Origin of the sequence: Solibacillus sp. CAU 1738 (genome assembly GCF_039888725.1) — a bacterium.
Taxonomy (GTDB): domain Bacteria; phylum Bacillota; class Bacilli; order Bacillales_A; family Planococcaceae; genus Metasolibacillus.
The window spans coordinates 1-16,218 of record NZ_JBDQQN010000005.1; the positions used below are offsets into that span (position 1 = coordinate 1).

15 protein-coding genes and 1 pseudogene are annotated in these 16,218 nt (G+C 33.7%); 14 read left to right on the forward strand and 2 right to left on the reverse strand.

What is annotated here, in order from left to right:
• Window positions 1–212: 212 nt before the first annotated feature.
• The 7 genes and pseudogenes from AAFN87_RS14440 to AAFN87_RS14470 all read left to right on the forward strand — a co-directional run bounded on the left by AAFN87_RS14440 (window position 213) and on the right by AAFN87_RS14470 (window position 5,598).
• The gene (locus tag AAFN87_RS14440; protein WP_347791777.1) at window positions 213–629 is read left to right on the forward strand and encodes a hypothetical protein; all 417 of its coding nucleotides are present in this window, start codon (window positions 213–215) and stop codon (window positions 627–629) included.
• Between the two features lie 283 nt (window positions 630–912).
• Window positions 913–1,218, forward strand: a complete 306-nt coding sequence (locus AAFN87_RS14445; protein WP_481886484.1) for an ArsR/SmtB family transcription factor — start codon at window positions 913–915, stop codon at window positions 1,216–1,218.
• A 2-nt stretch (window positions 1,219–1,220) separates the two neighbouring features.
• Window positions 1,221–2,276 carry an ACR3 family arsenite efflux transporter gene (arsB, locus tag AAFN87_RS14450; protein ID WP_347791779.1) on the forward strand — a complete coding sequence of 352 codons (1,056 nt, stop codon included), beginning with the start codon at window positions 1,221–1,223 and terminating at the stop codon, window positions 2,274–2,276.
• A 12-nt stretch (window positions 2,277–2,288) separates the two neighbouring features.
• Window positions 2,289–2,572 (forward strand): annotated as a pseudogene (locus AAFN87_RS14455) (arsenate reductase/protein-tyrosine-phosphatase family protein); the annotation flags it as partial.
• A 395-nt stretch (window positions 2,573–2,967) separates the two neighbouring features.
• Window positions 2,968–3,666, forward strand: a complete 699-nt coding sequence (locus tag AAFN87_RS14460; RefSeq protein WP_347791780.1) for an ATP-binding cassette domain-containing protein — start codon at window positions 2,968–2,970, stop codon at window positions 3,664–3,666.
• A complete protein-coding gene (locus tag AAFN87_RS14465) occupies window positions 3,663–4,475 on the forward strand; it encodes a hypothetical protein (RefSeq protein ID WP_347791781.1) in 813 nt (270 codons plus the stop codon). Before AAFN87_RS14460 ends, AAFN87_RS14465 begins: the two co-directional genes overlap by 4 nt.
• A 13-nt stretch (window positions 4,476–4,488) precedes the next feature.
• Entirely contained in the window at window positions 4,489–5,598 is a 1,110-nt protein-coding gene (locus tag AAFN87_RS14470; protein WP_347791782.1) for a hypothetical protein, read from the forward strand.
• A gap of 684 nt (window positions 5,599–6,282) precedes the next feature.
• On the opposite strand, the gene AAFN87_RS14475 is transcribed toward AAFN87_RS14470, so the two are convergent.
• Window positions 6,283–6,708 (reverse strand): stage III sporulation protein AH, encoded by a 426-nt coding sequence (locus AAFN87_RS14475; protein ID WP_347792041.1) that lies wholly within the window; start codon window positions 6,706–6,708, stop codon window positions 6,283–6,285.
• Window positions 6,709–7,027: 319 nt separating this feature from the next.
• On the opposite strand from AAFN87_RS14475, the gene AAFN87_RS14480 reads away from it, so the two are divergent.
• The 7 genes from AAFN87_RS14480 (at window position 7,028) to AAFN87_RS14510 (ending at window position 14,455) form a co-directional block, all read left to right on the forward strand.
• Window positions 7,028–7,888: an alpha/beta fold hydrolase gene (locus tag AAFN87_RS14480; RefSeq protein ID WP_347791783.1), complete on the forward strand. Its 861-nt coding sequence runs from the start codon at window positions 7,028–7,030 to the stop codon at window positions 7,886–7,888.
• Between the two features lie 226 nt (window positions 7,889–8,114).
• Window positions 8,115–8,849 carry an N-acetyltransferase gene (locus AAFN87_RS14485; RefSeq protein WP_347791784.1) on the forward strand — a complete coding sequence of 245 codons (735 nt, stop codon included), beginning with the start codon at window positions 8,115–8,117 and terminating at the stop codon, window positions 8,847–8,849.
• A 462-nt stretch (window positions 8,850–9,311) separates the two neighbouring features.
• Window positions 9,312–10,670 (forward strand): aspartate kinase, encoded by a 1,359-nt coding sequence (locus AAFN87_RS14490; RefSeq protein WP_347791785.1) that lies wholly within the window; start codon window positions 9,312–9,314, stop codon window positions 10,668–10,670.
• 195 nt (window positions 10,671–10,865) lie between these two features.
• Window positions 10,866–11,396, forward strand: coding sequence for a tubby C-terminal domain-like protein (locus AAFN87_RS14495; RefSeq protein WP_347791786.1), 531 nt, complete (start codon window positions 10,866–10,868; stop codon window positions 11,394–11,396).
• Between the two features lie 13 nt (window positions 11,397–11,409).
• The gene (locus AAFN87_RS14500; protein WP_347791787.1) at window positions 11,410–11,610 is read left to right on the forward strand and encodes a thymidylate synthase; all 201 of its coding nucleotides are present in this window, start codon (window positions 11,410–11,412) and stop codon (window positions 11,608–11,610) included.
• 111 nt (window positions 11,611–11,721) lie between these two features.
• Window positions 11,722–12,138 (forward strand): hypothetical protein, encoded by a 417-nt coding sequence (locus AAFN87_RS14505; protein ID WP_347791788.1) that lies wholly within the window; start codon window positions 11,722–11,724, stop codon window positions 12,136–12,138.
• A 145-nt stretch (window positions 12,139–12,283) separates the two neighbouring features.
• Entirely contained in the window at window positions 12,284–14,455 is a 2,172-nt protein-coding gene (locus tag AAFN87_RS14510) for a YheC/YheD family protein (RefSeq protein WP_347791789.1), read from the forward strand.
• A 528-nt stretch (window positions 14,456–14,983) separates the two neighbouring features.
• Here the strand turns inward: AAFN87_RS14510 and AAFN87_RS14515 are convergent.
• Window positions 14,984–16,192 carry an ATP-grasp domain-containing protein gene (locus AAFN87_RS14515; protein WP_481886480.1) on the reverse strand — a complete coding sequence of 403 codons (1,209 nt, stop codon included), beginning with the start codon at window positions 16,190–16,192 and terminating at the stop codon, window positions 14,984–14,986.
• Between the last annotated feature and the right edge of the window lie 26 nt (window positions 16,193–16,218).

The window sequence follows — 16,218 nt, forward strand, 5'->3', positions numbered from 1 at the left end:
CAGTTTTTTTTACGGATTCAAGATCCAAAGAGCTGCCCGACCTTTTCTTCACCTCTACTATATAAAAAAATAGTAGTACGAACCAATGCCTTGGTCTGCACTACTAATCTTAGTATGTTTTTTCTGAACTAACGGCGCAGTTTAGTTTAACAAGAATGGATTAGACTACAAATAGATTGACAATAGTGTATTTGTTCCAGGAGGATAAATAGGTGAAAAAGGTAGCTGAAATCTCAAAAATTTTATGGATAAACACTATATTATTTTTTGTGGGTTGGACAATGTTTTTTCTTATAGGCGCAGACCACCCACCACCAATAGGATTTCTTTGGATTGTATTATTTATTTTCATTTTAGACACTATTCAATATGTTTATTTGAAAGGTTTCCTAATGCAGTTAATTGAACAGAAGAAGGGATTATTTACAAAGAATTTACTTTTTTTTGTGTCTGGAGGATTGATAATAACAGTCTTAGTTTCAATACTTCAATTAGTAGAATCAAAAGAACTAAGTACGGCATACGTTTTAATTTGGCTTGGATTGATGCTTGGAACAGGAACTCTTTATGCAATTGTATTTTGGTTTTTTAACGTCTTTTTACTAAAAGTGTTTAGGGATAGAGTTTAAACACCCTTTTTCAAATAACGGAGTGCATTAGTTGAATATTCGGTTTGCGAAATATAATAGAACAGAGTTAATTTCTACCCATTTGTAGTATAACTCTGTTTTTTTGCTGCCCTTAGCTGGAATTACTTTATAAAATGAGTTGTCTATTGATTAGCCGGTAGTATTAATTTGCAATTCTGAGTAACAAAATTTAACCTTTTTGCATAAAATCAAAGATAAGAGTATTCTTATATAAGTAAACGATTATATTAAAGGGAGTGATAATTTGGACTCAGTAATTAAAATGGAAAATCAATTAAAGGCTGTTAGCGACATCAATCGTTTAAAGATTTTAGCTTGCTTAAAGCAGGGAGAAGTTTGTGTATGCGATTTTGTCGATGTTTTACAAGTTTCACAACCAGCAGTTAGTCAACAATTACGCAAGTTGAAAGATGCGGGAATTATTTTGGAAAGAAAGAAAGGGACTTGGAAACATTACCGATTGAATGAAGAACAAACTACATATATACAAGCGGTGCTTGATGAATTAGAGCCTATTTCATATCAGCATTGTGGGCCAGGATGTTCTTCAGAAGAAGGAGTTGATTGAACATGGAGAAGTCACTTACAAAACAGCTTTCAATTTTAGATCGTTATTTAACTGTTTGGATTTTTGTTGCGATGGGTATTGGCGTCGTACTTAGTATTACGATGCCAAATATAGGTGAAGCGCTGGAGTCAATGTCAGTAGGAACAACATCTATCCCCATAGCTATAGGTTTAATTATCATGATGTATCCACCTCTTGCAAAAGTGAAATATGAGGAAATGTGGCGAGTATTTAAGGATTGGAAGGTACTTTTGTTATCGTTACTGCAAAACTGGTTACTTGGACCATTCTTAATGTTCTTTTTAGCGATTATCTTTTTGCATGATTATCCCGAATATATGGCTGGGCTAATTATGATTGGTTTGGCACGCTGTATTGCAATGGTCATCGTTTGGAATGATTTAGCAAGGGGAGACCGTGAGTATGTTGCAGGGCTTGTTGCATTTAACTCGATTTTTCAAATAGCTACGTATTCAATTTTTGCTTACTTTTTCTTAAATGTATTACCTGGTTGGTTTGGTTTAGAAAATTTTAATGTGTCTATTTCAATGTGGGAGATCACAAAAAGCGTACTTATATACTTAGGTATACCATTTGCTGCCGGATTCTTAACACGATGGATATGTATCAAAACAAAAGGAAAGCAGTGGTATGAAGAAAAATTCTTGCCGAAAATTTCACCATTAACTTTAATTGCACTACTTTTCACAATTGTGATGATGTTTGCATTAAAAGGTGAGCAATTAGTTGAATTACCACTTGATGTACTTCGAATTGCTGTTCCATTATTTATTTACTTTGTTGTGATGTTTGCTATTTCATTCTTTTCTTCTCGCAAAGTAGGTGCATCTTATCCTGTCACTGCAGCTCTTTCATTCACAGCTGCTAGTAACAATTTTGAGTTAGCGATTGCTGTAGCTGTAGGCGTTTTTGGTCTTCATAGTGGGGTGGCTTTTGCTGCTGTTATTGGGCCACTTGTTGAAGTACCTGTACTCATTGGGCTTGTATGGGTTGCCTTGCGTTGGCAGAAGAAATATTTTAAAACAATTAAATTATAGGGAGCAATATTTATGACAAATACACTTTATTTCCTATGTACAGGGAATTCATGTCGTAGTCAAATGGCTGAAGGTTGGGCAAAAAATTGTTACCTTCTGATTGGACAGTAAAAAGTGCGGGCATTGAAATACATGGAGTAAATCCAAATGCAATTAAAGCAATGGCTGAAGTAGGGATCAATATTTCTGACCATACATCTGACTTAATTGATTTTGATACTTTAAACAATGCGACACTTGTTGTTACACTTTGTGGAGATGCAGCTGATAAGTGTCTGATGACGCCACCGCATGTTGCACCATAATTGATCCAAGTAGGAAACAGTTCAGTACTGCCCTACGTTTAGTAGAAGGTAAAATTGAGTTTGATTTTAATACAAATAAATAAAAGTAATCTAGGCGGTTTGTATTCGTACAAACCGCTTTTTTCTTGTTAATTCTCCATATTCCACGTGTAGCGTTCGTGAATACGATTAATAAAAAAGACTTTATTCTACTAAGAAAAAGTCTTTTTTTTTATCGTTTAATTCATTTACATAAATACTTTATCCTCAATTGAGAATTTCTTAAGAATTTAAGAAGGCCTATTTTAAGAATATCTTAAGAATATCTTTAGTATTTGAGTAGGCTTATATTAAGATTCATTCTTTAATCTAATAAGGCGAAAGAGAAAAAGATTGGAGCGAAACAAATGATCGAATTACGCAATGTGACAAAAAAATACGGAAAGAAAATAATATTAGACGATGTAAGTATTACCTTTAAAAAAGGTAATATTAGTTGTTTACTAGGATTAAATGGGGTAGGAAAAAGTACGACGATGAAATCAATTATGGGTCTAGTGCCGATTAGCAAAGGTGAAATATTAATTGATGGCGAGCAGGTTAGTGAAAAAAATATTGATAAGATTGCTTTTCTAGCGGATATTCCAACATACGAAATGAATAGGACAGTAGAAGAAAACTTACAATTTGCAGATATTTATTTTGATACGTTCGATTCTGAAAAAGCAGATCGTATGGTTGAGTTCTTTAAACTACCTAAAGAAAAAAAGCTGAAAGAATTATCTAAAGGAAATTTAGCACGTTTTACAATTATTATGGGACTTAGTCAAAATGCACCGTATGTATTAATGGATGAGCCATTTAGTGGTTTAGATTTATTTTCAAGAGAAGCATTCATTGCGGCACTTAAATCTGATTTTATGATTGAAGGTCAAACAATCATTATTACTACACACGAAATTGAAGAAATAGAAGGTATTGCAGACGATGTAATTCTACTTGAAGAGGGAAAAGTATTATGTACATTTAGCAAGCAAGAAGCTTTAGCAGAAGGGTTAACCATAGTTGATAAAATGAGAGAAATTTACGGAGGAGCAAGAGTATGAAATTCTTAACATTTGTTGAAATAGATTTACGTAAAATATTCCCATTTTTATTAGGGATGTATGCAATAGCAATAGCAGGATTTCAAGGGTTTTTTGTAAAGCTAGCGTCCAATTTAAATGGACAAATTGTTCAAGGTGCAGCAGAAAGTGGAACAACACTAGAAGAATATTTAAAAACGATAGATAAAATAAGCTTAGCTTCAATTATTGATTCAAATATACTACCACTAGTTGTACAGATTTTTGTAGGACTTGGATTAATTTTATTAGGATTTTATTTATGGTATAAGGAGTGGTTTGGTGCATCTAAGCGCATTTACACACTGTTGAGCATTAAAGGAAGTCGATTCCGTATTTTCACAAGTAAATTAGTAGTGTTCTTACTTATATTTGTAACGTACTATGGAATTGTTCTACTAAATTTATTTATAAGTAGTTTTTTAGTGAAGTTCATTCTGCCAGAACAAATTATTGCAAGTGATCTTGTTCAGAATTATATTCTACATTCGCAGTTTTTACCGTTTGTAATACCAGTTAGTGGTGGAAGCTTGTTATTTAACCTAGCATTTCTAATAATGATGTTTTCCATTCTTTCAGTGTTTGTATTATGGGATCGTTCAAAGAGAATATGGGGAATGATTGGTGGCTTTATTTATATGGGGAGCACAGTTGTTGTATTTTTCTATTTAAATACTCTAGATCTATACACTTCCGAAATATCAATAGTTAATTGGGCATTTACGCTCTGTGTTTTAACAATAAGCACAGCTTTTAGTTATTATTTATTAAAAAAGAAAGTTTCAATATAATAGGAGAGAAATTATGAAATTTACTAGAATTATCACATTATCACTTATAAGCGCATTATCAATTGGAACGTTAATTGGCATAGCAGAAGTAAATAAAGTACCAGTCGATCGTAATTTTGAGATAGAAGATGAAAAAGGAAATCGTGATGCTTTGCAATCGGTCGCTTTTGAAAATGTCATTAAAGTAGATACTAATAAGTTCGAAAAAGTCATTTTAACAAAAGATGATGTTCAATTTAAAGATACAAAATATGATATATCTCATGGTGTTGGCGAAAAAGTATTAAACAATAAAGATATGTATCGAGGCATGAATAATGCATCAGAGTATGAAAATAGTAAGTTTACGATGATTGCTGCTTTTAATACTCATTTTCCATATGGCTCAAATGAAGCATATGTAACAATTGCAAAAAAAGATAAAAAAACAAATCAACTTCAAAAAGAAAAGATATCATTACCTGGAATTACGACTAATCAGTATATTATGGAAGAAAATTTAGTCGAACATAATGATTCAATCTATTACAGTATGGTTGTACAAAGTATGTCTAGTTCGGTGGGTCCAACTTTAAAAATTTATCAAATTCAGAGTAATTTACAACTAAAAGAAGTCATGAATGTTGATTTATCATTACCGGGGGATTATACAGATGTAAGTAGATTGGTGACGGATGGAGATAAATTATTTATCATTTTATCGAGTCAACAAGAAAAGAAACTCATGGAAATAAACTTAGATACAAACAAATATGTTACACACACTTTACCAGAGTTATCAATGGATGATTCGTATATTCAAATGTTTAGGGTAGATGAAAATCATTTTTATTTGAATGTTGATAATTCTATGTTTGTCATCGATAAGAATACGTACAAACAAGTTAATCAAAAAGTCATGAAGCCGAGTTTTATTTCCAAATATGATTATATTTCAGTTGTAGATCAAACAGAGAGTCATGAAACTGTGTATGTAATTTATGAAGGATATAAAAATTATAATAGTGATAAGTATGTTGTAGCATATCATGCTACAACAGGTGATATTTTATATGAGGGAAAACTTCCTAGCACAGAAAATCGTGGTGTATCAGGATATAAATTCGTAAATGTAAATAACTAAAAGTATGCAAGGTGGTTTGCGAGGCTTCCGTTCTACTCCGGCTACTACCAATCTATAAATTGAATAAAAAATAGTCAACCCGATTTCTCTGGCTGACCTTACAATATGAACGGATGCTTTAGTTAAACAAGGAGAAAAAAAAACAATTGATTTAGTTGAAGAAAAGCTATCTCTTTGAGGATAGCTTCAGACTGTAGGCAAACTCATAGAAATTAAGTTTGCCTACGGTCTTTTTTCTTTTTAGAATAATAGTAAGAAACCGTTGATTTCCGTTCCAGGCGCTCCCTTTCCGCAGGCACGGCTTCAACTAATTTTTGCGGTGGGTCGCCGCAAAAAATGGATTTTCCGCCCGTGCGACTGTCGCTCTGCTTTCGCCGCAGAAAACATTGCTGTTCCTGCTCCTGCGCTTACTCGTCGCAAATAATATTTGCAGGAGTGTCGCGCCTTCCACTCCAATCAACTTGTATTGGCTACGTTCTAAATCCGCACAAATATGACGAGTCTTCATCTATCAGATACTTATTTTTCATGCTGCTTTGCCTTTTTCTACGATCTTATGTATTTCAGACGATTTCGTACTAACAAATAAAACTGCTATTAATGGTCCAATAAAATAAAGTATTCACTATTTGCTTTCTAGTAAGACAATAAATTATGTATGTACACTTTTACTATCCTACGCCGTTAGCCCAATAAGAAACTGTCCCATACTTTTTCATCAACCATAAAAAAACCTTCGTGCGAACACGCTGCTAATAAACATTGATCATCTTGATAAAACATTAAATATTCTGGTAATTCTGGGGTAAGCCATCCAAAAAGCGAGTTGCTTTGTTGCTTAAGGAATTGTGCAGTAACTTTACTTAATAGGAAATAATAAACATATGCTGTATTAGCTTCTCCAAGAGTTGTCGTTTCCCACTCTCGTTGAATTTTTCTTTCGATAAGCTGGTCCTTAATATCTACTATTAATTCATCGACAATTGCTAGGCGCATTTCTTCATCATCCATTAATTGTCTGTTCTCAACAAAGGCAAAACGATTACAGCGTCTTTCTAGTAACTCAATAAGCTGTTGATAGCGTTGTCCTTGTATATTTTCTGTAACCATTATCAATTTAAAATCCTCCTATTTCTAATGCACGCTAATAGGGTATCATAATACTCTTTTTTTGGTAATAGCCAATATTATTGCATTTGCACTGTTTAGTTGAAGTGTCATTTCTTCACAATCTTAATAGTAATATTAACATAAATATCAAACAAAAATAGCAGTGATACGATTTATCAAACTTTTTTATAAAGTTACGGTTAAGTCATAAGTGTCCACAAACGACGATATAAAAAGGTTGATTCGAATTGTAATTTAGTGGAATGGATGATAAAATTGTTGGGATATTATAACAAAACAAACGGGTGGTGGATCAAGTATGTGGGAACAACAATTAATTGAGACAACGAATGGTATATTTGAAGTTTTTACTGCAGGCGATGGAGATCCGATATGTGTGACACATTTATATAGTGAATTCAATAGCAATGGAAATCGCTATGCCAATATGTTTGTACCTTATCGCAAAGTATATTTAGTAAACCTCCGTGGATGTGGTAATTCAACAGACGATATAACTGAGTACAATTATAGTATGAAAGATAGTGTTTTAGATTTAGAGGCGATTCGTTCAGCGTTAGAAATTAAAAGATGGGGATTTGCAGGTCATTCAACTGGAGGAATGCTTGCTTTAAAGTATGCGATTGAAGCACCATCAAGCTTGGAATTTATTATTGCTGGTGGTTTATGTGCTTCGTCGGACTATATGCGTAATGGAAATAGTATTTATTGCAAGGAAAATCCAAATAATAAGCGCATCGGTGAAATTATTGCCATGCTTCGAAATCCTGACTCTCCATTAGAAGAACGAAGAGCCGGTTCTAAAGAATGGTCTCTTATGTCATTACATAAAGAAGAAAGCTTTGAAAATATGATTAGTCGCCCGAATAGTGGTAAAACTGTGTCGAAGAGATTAGATTATTTCTCTTATGAAGAGCTTCCACATTATGATTTAAGACCACAGCTACAAAATGTTGATACAAAAGCATTTATTTATGGTGGTCTTTATGATGCTCAATGTCCCTATGAATACGCTGTAGAAGCAGCAGATTTGTTACCTAATTCTTCTCTAACTACTTTCAGTGAAAGTAACCATCACCCATGTATAGAAGAAGAACAAGAATTTGAGCAATTTGTTGAGATGATATTTAATACTGTAACTAATAACGTCCTCAAATGAAATTTTCGTTACAAAAGATAAGCCAGCAAACTTTGAATGTTTGCTGGCTTTTATAAAACGTATTTCTATACAATATTTATCTATTTCCTTTGTTCTTAACGTTGTAAATACATATACCTATGTTGAGACTGTAGCTTTTTGAAAAAGTTTCAATTTTCTTAATGATGATTAATAATTCGTAAAAATAACAAAACAATAGTACCTATTAAATTACATAAAAATCGAGGTGAAAACAATAGATACACTATTAAAACAACTACAAAAAGTTGGCGTACATTATATAAAAAGTGAAAGTGCAATTATATTAGAAATTTTAGAAGATAAATATAATAAAGCGGCCGAAATAGATTTGCTTATAAATGAGCTAATAACTCAACAACGAAATAGCCATGTAAAAAACATAAAGCTTGAGTGCCCTAAGCTTGTATTAGATAGTTTAACTAACACTAAGTTGAACATGAAAATTATAGGTGAAAGAATTATATATACGAATACATTGACAATGCCAGTAGATTTATCCGTTCCTGATTATGATGTATGGCCAATTTCTGAAAATAACTCGATCTCATTTTTATCTGAAGTAATGCGGAAAAGTTATATTGATACGGAAAATTTTTTAATACAAATGAATGAAGAACTTCCATTACAAGCAGAAAAAATGTATACAGTTTATAAAGTTAATAATGAACCAGTTGGTGTTGTTTTCCCACATATAGAACCCCATACAGATAGAGAAGGTCGTATGTTTTGGATAGGCATCCACCCTTATTTTATAGGGAAAAGAATGGGTAAGGCGCTACACTTGGTTGGGCTATATAGATTAAAAATTGATTTTAACGCGAAATCTTATGTTGGAATTACACAAATTAATAATCATGCTATGAAAAAAATAATGATTTCGAACGGATGTATTCAAAATAAACATACATTAATTTCTTTAGAGTATTCTCCACTGACCTAAATTGTTTCGTTAAAGTAGGCAAAATCAGTATACACAAAAATTATTATAGCTGCTCATATAATAAATGGTTGTAAATAAAAATTACCTAAATGATTGATAAGGAAGAAGCAACTTATCCTCTCTAATCAACTAGTAAGTGTCAGAAGTTGTATTTTTTTGTCCATGCGGAATTTTCTAAAAATATTAAATATATTGTGATTTTCTTCTAGCATTCGTAAAATAGTATTGATTTCGTAGAGATTTACTCGAAAAAGTAGAAATTCTTTTCGAAAGTGTAAAATAGTAACTTTTTTTTTGTGAAATACATATAATAGACGAACAAGTTCGAAAATTGTTCATCTTTAAATAAAAAAGAAATCGAATTTTGAGAATTCTATTGACGAGCATGCATAGAATTTGTACACTGTGTAAAATCAAATGTTTTTTCTAGAAGTACAACATTAAAAATAAGGATCTGGTGAAATGATAGTATGTAAATTTGGCGGGACTTCCGTTGCAAGTGCAGAACAAATCAAAAAAGTAGCAAGCATTGTGAAAGCTAATCCTGAACGGAAAATTATTGCTGTATCAGCCCCAGGAAAACGCTCAAGCGATGATATTAAAGTAACAGATTTATTAATCGACCTTGCAAATACTGCACTAAGCGGTGGCGATGTTGAGACAAAAATTGAGACTGTTGTAAAACGCTATGAGGCTATTACTGAAGAATTAGGCTTAGACAAAACGATGTCAAACATAATTGCAAATGATTTACGTGAACGCGTTTCTAGTAATCTGTCAAATAGAGAATTATTTATTGATAATATAAAAGCAAGTGGCGAAGATAATAATGCGAAGCTAATTGCTGCTTATTTCAATGCAGCGGGCATGCCAGCTAAATATATGAGTCCAAAAGATGGCTTAATTGTGAATGATTTACCTGAACGCACATTCGCACTCCCTGAAGCTTATGAAAATTTAAGGAAATTATCGGAAGTTGAAGAAATTATTGTATTCCCTGGTTTCTTCGGTTATACTAAAGCGGGAATTTTGCGCACGTTTGACCGAGGTGGATCTGATATTACAGGTTCAATATTAGCATCTGCAGTTAATGCAGATTTGTATGAAAACTTTACTGACGTCGACTGTGTATTTTCAGCAAATCCGAAAGTGGTGAATTGCCCAGTGGAAATTAAAGAAATTACTTACCGTGAGATGCGTGAACTATCTTACGCAGGTTTTTCTGTGTTCCATGACGAAGCGTTAATGCCTGTATATAAACAAGGCATTCCTGTAAACATTAAAAATACGAATAACCCTTCCGCTCCGGGGACACGTATTGTACCAGAGCGCACAGCAACAGGGCGTCCTGTAACAGGTATCTCTACAGATAGTGGATTTTCGATTTTATACGTATCGAAATATTTAATGAACCGTGAAGTAGGTTTTGGTAGACGTCTTCTTCAAATTATTGAAGATGAAAACATTTCTTATGAACATACGCCATCTGGTTTAGATGATATATCTGTTATTATGCGTTCAAATCAACTAACATCTGAAATTGAAGATCGTATAGTAAAACGTGTAAAAGAAGAATTGTCTGCAGAAAATGTATATTTCCGTCATGACTTCTCGATGATTGTAATAGTTGGAGAGGGGATGCGCAATAATACAGGGCTAGCTGCACGTGCGGCGACGGCTATTTCTCAAACAGGGGCTAATATTGAAATGATTAATCAAGGTTCTTCAGAAGTAAGTTTAGTATTCGGTGTACGAAGCCAGTTCGAAACCCAAATACTAAAAGCGTTATATAATGAATTTTTCTCTACAATAACTGTTTAATTACTAAAATACTAATAGAAACGAATGTCCTAGTCGGGCATTCGTTTTTTTTGTACAATGGATAATGTATGTGAGGTTGATAGTATTATTATGAACCATTTAGATATACTGCTAATATTAAAACCAACTATTAACAAAGGAAAAGTTTTATAATATACATTTACCAATGAAAGATATTAAATTAAGGGGCAATTCATGAAAACATTTACGTATAAACAGTCTAGTAATATTCGTTCGACAGAAGATATTGCGGTATTAGATCAAAATAATGTAGTAGTCGCTATTGTAAGCAGAGTATATGATAATCGCTTGAAAAAGCTACTAGATGGCTATTTTGATTACCGATACTTTTTAAAATATGTTGTGAAAAATAGTAAAGGTGACACGACATTTTTCATAAAAAAAATATTCCGACGTGGTAAAGTATGGTTCGAAGCGGAAGATCATATATCACATGAAAAATATACGATTTCCTATGAAAACTGGCGCATTGGCATACCGGAGCTTTATATTCACAGTAACAATTTTAAAATGAAAATTGACAAGGCGATGGAGGGCTGGTCGGAATATTCCGTAGATGGAAAAATAATAGCCCGCTGGCAAGCAGTCTATGACGAGGCGCAAGATTTATTTTATATGACGCTGCAAATTGAGGAACAGAGCCCGATACAAACACCAGATTTTTTTATAGGCATTAGCCAAGCAACTTTATTTATTGGAACATGATAGGAGAATAGGTATGAACGTAATTTTTGTATTAACTACAACAGGTGAAGAAGTATTAGAAATGGTCTCAACGGATGTAGCAGGCTTACTTGCCGCCGTGCAAGGAGAAAGCGTCACATTCCCGTTTGGTAGCTACAGTTATGATTTTCATAATTTAGATCATTATTTAGAAGATGGGGTGTACCGCCAAGAGCTGGTTATTTATTTGAAATAATTCGCATATTGGGCAATGCGCGTTGTCATCATTTCAGTTCCTGACATATTGTAAGTACACAAGAGCTGGGATCAATGAGGGGAGCTGAAGAGTAAATTGGTTGGAAAGCATGTGAATTCCCGTTTTTTATGTGATGTGTTATTGGAAATTAAGTATTTTCAAGATTTACTCGAAAACTCCTCTGCGAAATATTATGGTCATTTACTATTGAAGATTGTAGGGAGTGATACGATTCCAGTACTTTTAATGACGGACCGTGGCAATCCTTTAATACTAGTTGACACTGAGACTGGCTTTGAAACTCGCTATTTTCGAGTGGAGGCAATTGACGAAGTGAAAAATATAGTAACAGTTACACTCCTTCGTCCTTTAGATATATATGGAGAGACGACTACTTCCATGCCGGATGTAGTCAGTCTAGAGAAAACAAAGACTGTAAATACATTGAATATTAAGATGATATCAGGTGTCCAGCTTTCTAAGACAGGGCTATTAACTAACAAAATGATCATTGAACCGAAATGGTAAAATAGGCAAGAGTTATGCTATACGTACAAAATGTGCGGTAGAATAACTCTTTTTTGTTTGGACAGAAGCATCTTACGCTTCTGTCCATATACACGTTGCGACGATTGAATTTAATAGATATAGACTGAGAAAGGAGAGGTTAATATTGACAACGATAGGCATGCTGCACCATCGTAAAAATCCAACAACAGTAATCAAGTCATATGCATTTGCAGCGGTCGCAAAAGCAGAAGGAGTTGATTTCTTTTATTTTACGCCTAGAAGTGTAAATTTTGCTACTCGCACAATTAAAGCCCAAGTGTATGAAAATGGGAAATGGCTAGAAAAAATCAAGCCCTTTCCAGATGTAATTTATAATGCAGGGAGTCCAGAAAAGTTAGCGATTGCAAGGAGTGCAATAAAAAAATTACGAGCTGAAATACCATTTACTACAAATTCTATAGGTAATAAATGGAACTTAGCGGAGCGCTTAAAAACGTACAAGGAGTTTTCAAATTATTTAATCCCAACGGAAATTGTTAAAGATGTTGACGTATTTCATAAATACATGACATCATTTCAAAAGGTTGTATTCAAACCAATTGATGGAAGAAAAGGGAAAGGTATTTATTTTATTTCTAAGCAGGATACGCATTTCGAAGTGAGAATAGATACAGAAACGATTCGCTATACAAAGCTCCAATTGGATACATTTTTACAAGAGCAGTTGGGGCAAGGAACATTTATTGTTCAGCCTTATATTCAATCTATGACTAAATCTGGGCAAGTTTATGACTTTCGATTACATGCTCAAAAAAATGGTGAAGGTAAATGGATTGTCACAACTGTTTATCCACGTATAGCGCCATTTGGTTCACTAATCCCAAATATTAATAATGGCGGCTATACAAATTATTTAGAGCCATTTTTACAGCAAGAGTTTAAGGAAGAAGCATTTAACATGAAACGCATGCTAGAGCATTTTACATTAGCACTAGCCAATCATTTAGATGAAATTCAAATGCTTGAGTTTGGAGAATTAATAGACGAAATAGGCATTGATGTTGGCTTAGATCAAAATAATAAAATATGGATTTATGAAGTGAACTGGCGCCCAGGTTGTCCGCCTGCTTTCTATTTAGAGCTAGATGTGGTGACACATACAATTCGCTATGCAAAATATTTAGCGGAAAATAAGCAAAAGGTGGCGAACAAAATAAAAGAGGTACAAAACAAACAACTGAAAGAGAAAAAGGTAGTCCCAACTATTGCGATTACAGGCAGTGCGGGGAAAACAACAACAAAAGCATTTTTATCTTCGATTTTAAGAACAAAATGGAATGTATTTGAATCAAAGGATTACTGGAATACAACTGAGCATACGAAAAAACACGCTGCAGAAATAGATGAATCGCATGAGGCAGTTGTACTTGAATATGGTATGGCCTATAAAGGGGTTATTACAGAGCATTGTAATATTATTAAGCCGAATATGAGTATCGTGACAAATATTGGGCTCGCTCATGTTGGGAATTTTGACAGCGATGTAAAACAGGTTGCTCTAGCAAAATCGGAGTTAATACACGGTATGGATCAGCAAGGTGTGCTCGTGTTAAATAAAGATGATAAAAACTCAAGTTATTTAGACAAAGGCAAATTTAACGGGAAAATATTAACGGTGGGTATCCAATCAAATGCAGATTACAAAGCATATGACGTCAAATATAATGATGATGGCATGTCATTCAAAATAAAGCTACAAGGTAATGAATCTGAATTTTTCATCCCGATTTTAGGTGAACATCATGTATATAACGCGTTAAATGCAGTTGCTATCGCAGACTATTTAGGCTTTAGCGCACTTGATATTAAAGCGGGGTTAATTTTTAAAAAGCCACCTCGAAGATTAACGATTTATCGATGTAAGCGAAATATTACAGTTATAGATGATACAGTCCATTCTCATCCTCAAGGTGTGAAAGCGGCACTAGATGTGTTATCTTCAATCAGTAAAAGACGCAAAGTGGCGATAATAGGACAGATGAGGGAGCTTGGTGATTTACGGGAAGCTGAATATAAAAAAGTAGGGGAATATGTTACTGAGCAAAATATTGATCTATTTATTACGTATGGATTTAGAACAGAAGAAATGAATGAAGCGGCAAAGAACAAAGGGTTTAATGAAAAAAATATGTACCATTTTACGAATAAGGAAAAGCTCCACGAACTACTTGAGAAAGTTATTAAGCAAGGTGATACAATACTTGTCAAAGGCGCAAGTAAAACGAATATGTTCGATACAGTAAAGTTTTTAACCGATTTATATGATGGAAAATGATTTCTAACAAGGTATTCCTCGAAGTAAATTTGTATACTTTGAGAGGCACTGAAAAAATCTTAAAGTTAATATTGTTATAGAAATGTCCCAAAAGTGAGTTATTTGGGACATTTTTTTATTTTATATAAAAATTCAAGCGAAGCGTTTATTCGCTACATAACCTATGAAAATGCAAAAAACGGTGTAGGAAGAGGCCGTAAATGCGCTTCTTTTAGTATACTGAATTCCAAAATTCTTCATTAAAAGCAATTCTATTCGCTAGAAATATCCGAAGATAAATAACTTTGTGGTTAAGGTCGATTTATAAGCAGATTAGATAAATATCGATGCTTATATCTAATCTCAAGAGCAAATTCTCATCTACGGCGAAGGCCTCACTACAGGCGCAAAATCAATCCTGAGACTTAAGCTATCAGTCTGTATAAAGGTAGGGGGGGACCTGAGCAAATACGAAAGTTATTTTCGAACGCTTGTCCTAACATTGAAAAAAATAGCGGTCTCAAAATGACTTTTCAGACCGCTATTTCTTCATTCTACTTTCATATGAAATTGAATTTCTTTCGCCCCCATTGTGGCATTACGTTTTGCTTCATGCTTTGTTGCACCTGTGGCAATGACATATGCATAACGATGCCCCATCGATAGTGGCGGAACTAATAAAGTACCTCTTCTTGGTTTAATATACACATCGACGACTCCGCTAGAATTATTCGCTCTATTTTTTCCTGTTACTTTTTCGAGGATACCTTTTCTACCAACAACAATGTATTTTGTATGCACATAATTTCGATATTTCGGCGTGACATCAGGTTTTTTACCTAAAAAAAGCTTCAGTGTCTCTTCAACTAAACTGAAACCGAAAGCTGCTTGGATCATTTTATTCATCGCTCCACCAGATATGCGTGGGTTAATTTCAATTAGCTTCCAACCGGATTTAGTTAAACGAAGCTCTAAGTGCATAGCGCCATTTTCAATTTCAAAGGCATCTACAATGGAGCTAACAATCTCCTCTAAATTTACTTGCATTTTACTAGGTATATTTGCAAGTACGCTATAGCCTGTAATAATAAACCGTTTACCTTGTGTAATTTCTTGTTCCATCACCCCAATAATATGTGGTTGCTTATTGTAAATAATCGTTTCCACTAAATACTGTGGACCATCTAGGTATTCTTCAAGCATGACCGTATCTTTCGGATACTTTTCTTGCAAACTAAGTACATGTTTTTCTACTTGCTTTTTATTCACAGCTAGTAATACGTCTTTCGAGCCAGTTGATTTTGGGGATTTAATAATGACGGGATAGCCTAATTTTCCATTTGTAATAGGATCTTTTGGGCGTAATACTAAAAATTTTGGGGTAAATGCGTAGTCCTTTAAATAATTTCTAGTTTCTTCTTTATCCTCCATCATTTGGATTGCTTTTGAATTCGTGTAGTTTTTGCAAAATTTATCACAAAGAAGTGACGCAGTATGAACATAAGGGTCAACAAAACTTACAATGATGACAATGTCAAAGCTATTCGTTTTTAATTGGTTAATCGCACGTTCCATGGTGGTGATATTTGTAATATCAACAAATATCATTTTATGAACATCAGAATATGCTTCTCTTTGTCGGAATTGTTTTTCATTATTTGTAAAAAGAACAGTGAAATAGCCTAATTTTTCAGCAGCTCTTATAGCATCACGGCTAGAGCCTGTTTTATTAGCACCTATAAAGATAATCGTTTTCAAATTTCCCACTCCTAATCATCTCTGTC

Coding starts and splice junctions, on each gene's coding strand:
- AAFN87_RS14495 (WP_347791786.1), top strand. CDS start 10,866: ATGAAAACATTTACGTATAAACAGTCTAGTAATATTCGTTCGACAGAA.
- arsB (WP_347791779.1), top strand. CDS start 1,221: ATGGAGAAGTCACTTACAAAACAGCTTTCAATTTTAGATCGTTATTTA.
- AAFN87_RS14445 (WP_481886484.1), top strand. CDS start 913: ATGGAAAATCAATTAAAGGCTGTTAGCGACATCAATCGTTTAAAGATT.
- AAFN87_RS14470 (WP_347791782.1), top strand. CDS start 4,489: ATGAAATTTACTAGAATTATCACATTATCACTTATAAGCGCATTATCA.
- AAFN87_RS14465 (WP_347791781.1), top strand. CDS start 3,663: ATGAAATTCTTAACATTTGTTGAAATAGATTTACGTAAAATATTCCCA.
- AAFN87_RS14460 (WP_347791780.1), top strand. CDS start 2,968: ATGATCGAATTACGCAATGTGACAAAAAAATACGGAAAGAAAATAATA.
- AAFN87_RS14500 (WP_347791787.1), top strand. CDS start 11,410: ATGAACGTAATTTTTGTATTAACTACAACAGGTGAAGAAGTATTAGAA.
- AAFN87_RS14480 (WP_347791783.1), top strand. CDS start 7,028: ATGTGGGAACAACAATTAATTGAGACAACGAATGGTATATTTGAAGTT.
- AAFN87_RS14475 (WP_347792041.1), bottom strand. CDS start 6,708: ATGGTTACAGAAAATATACAAGGACAACGCTATCAACAGCTTATTGAG.
- AAFN87_RS14490 (WP_347791785.1), top strand. CDS start 9,312: ATGATAGTATGTAAATTTGGCGGGACTTCCGTTGCAAGTGCAGAACAA.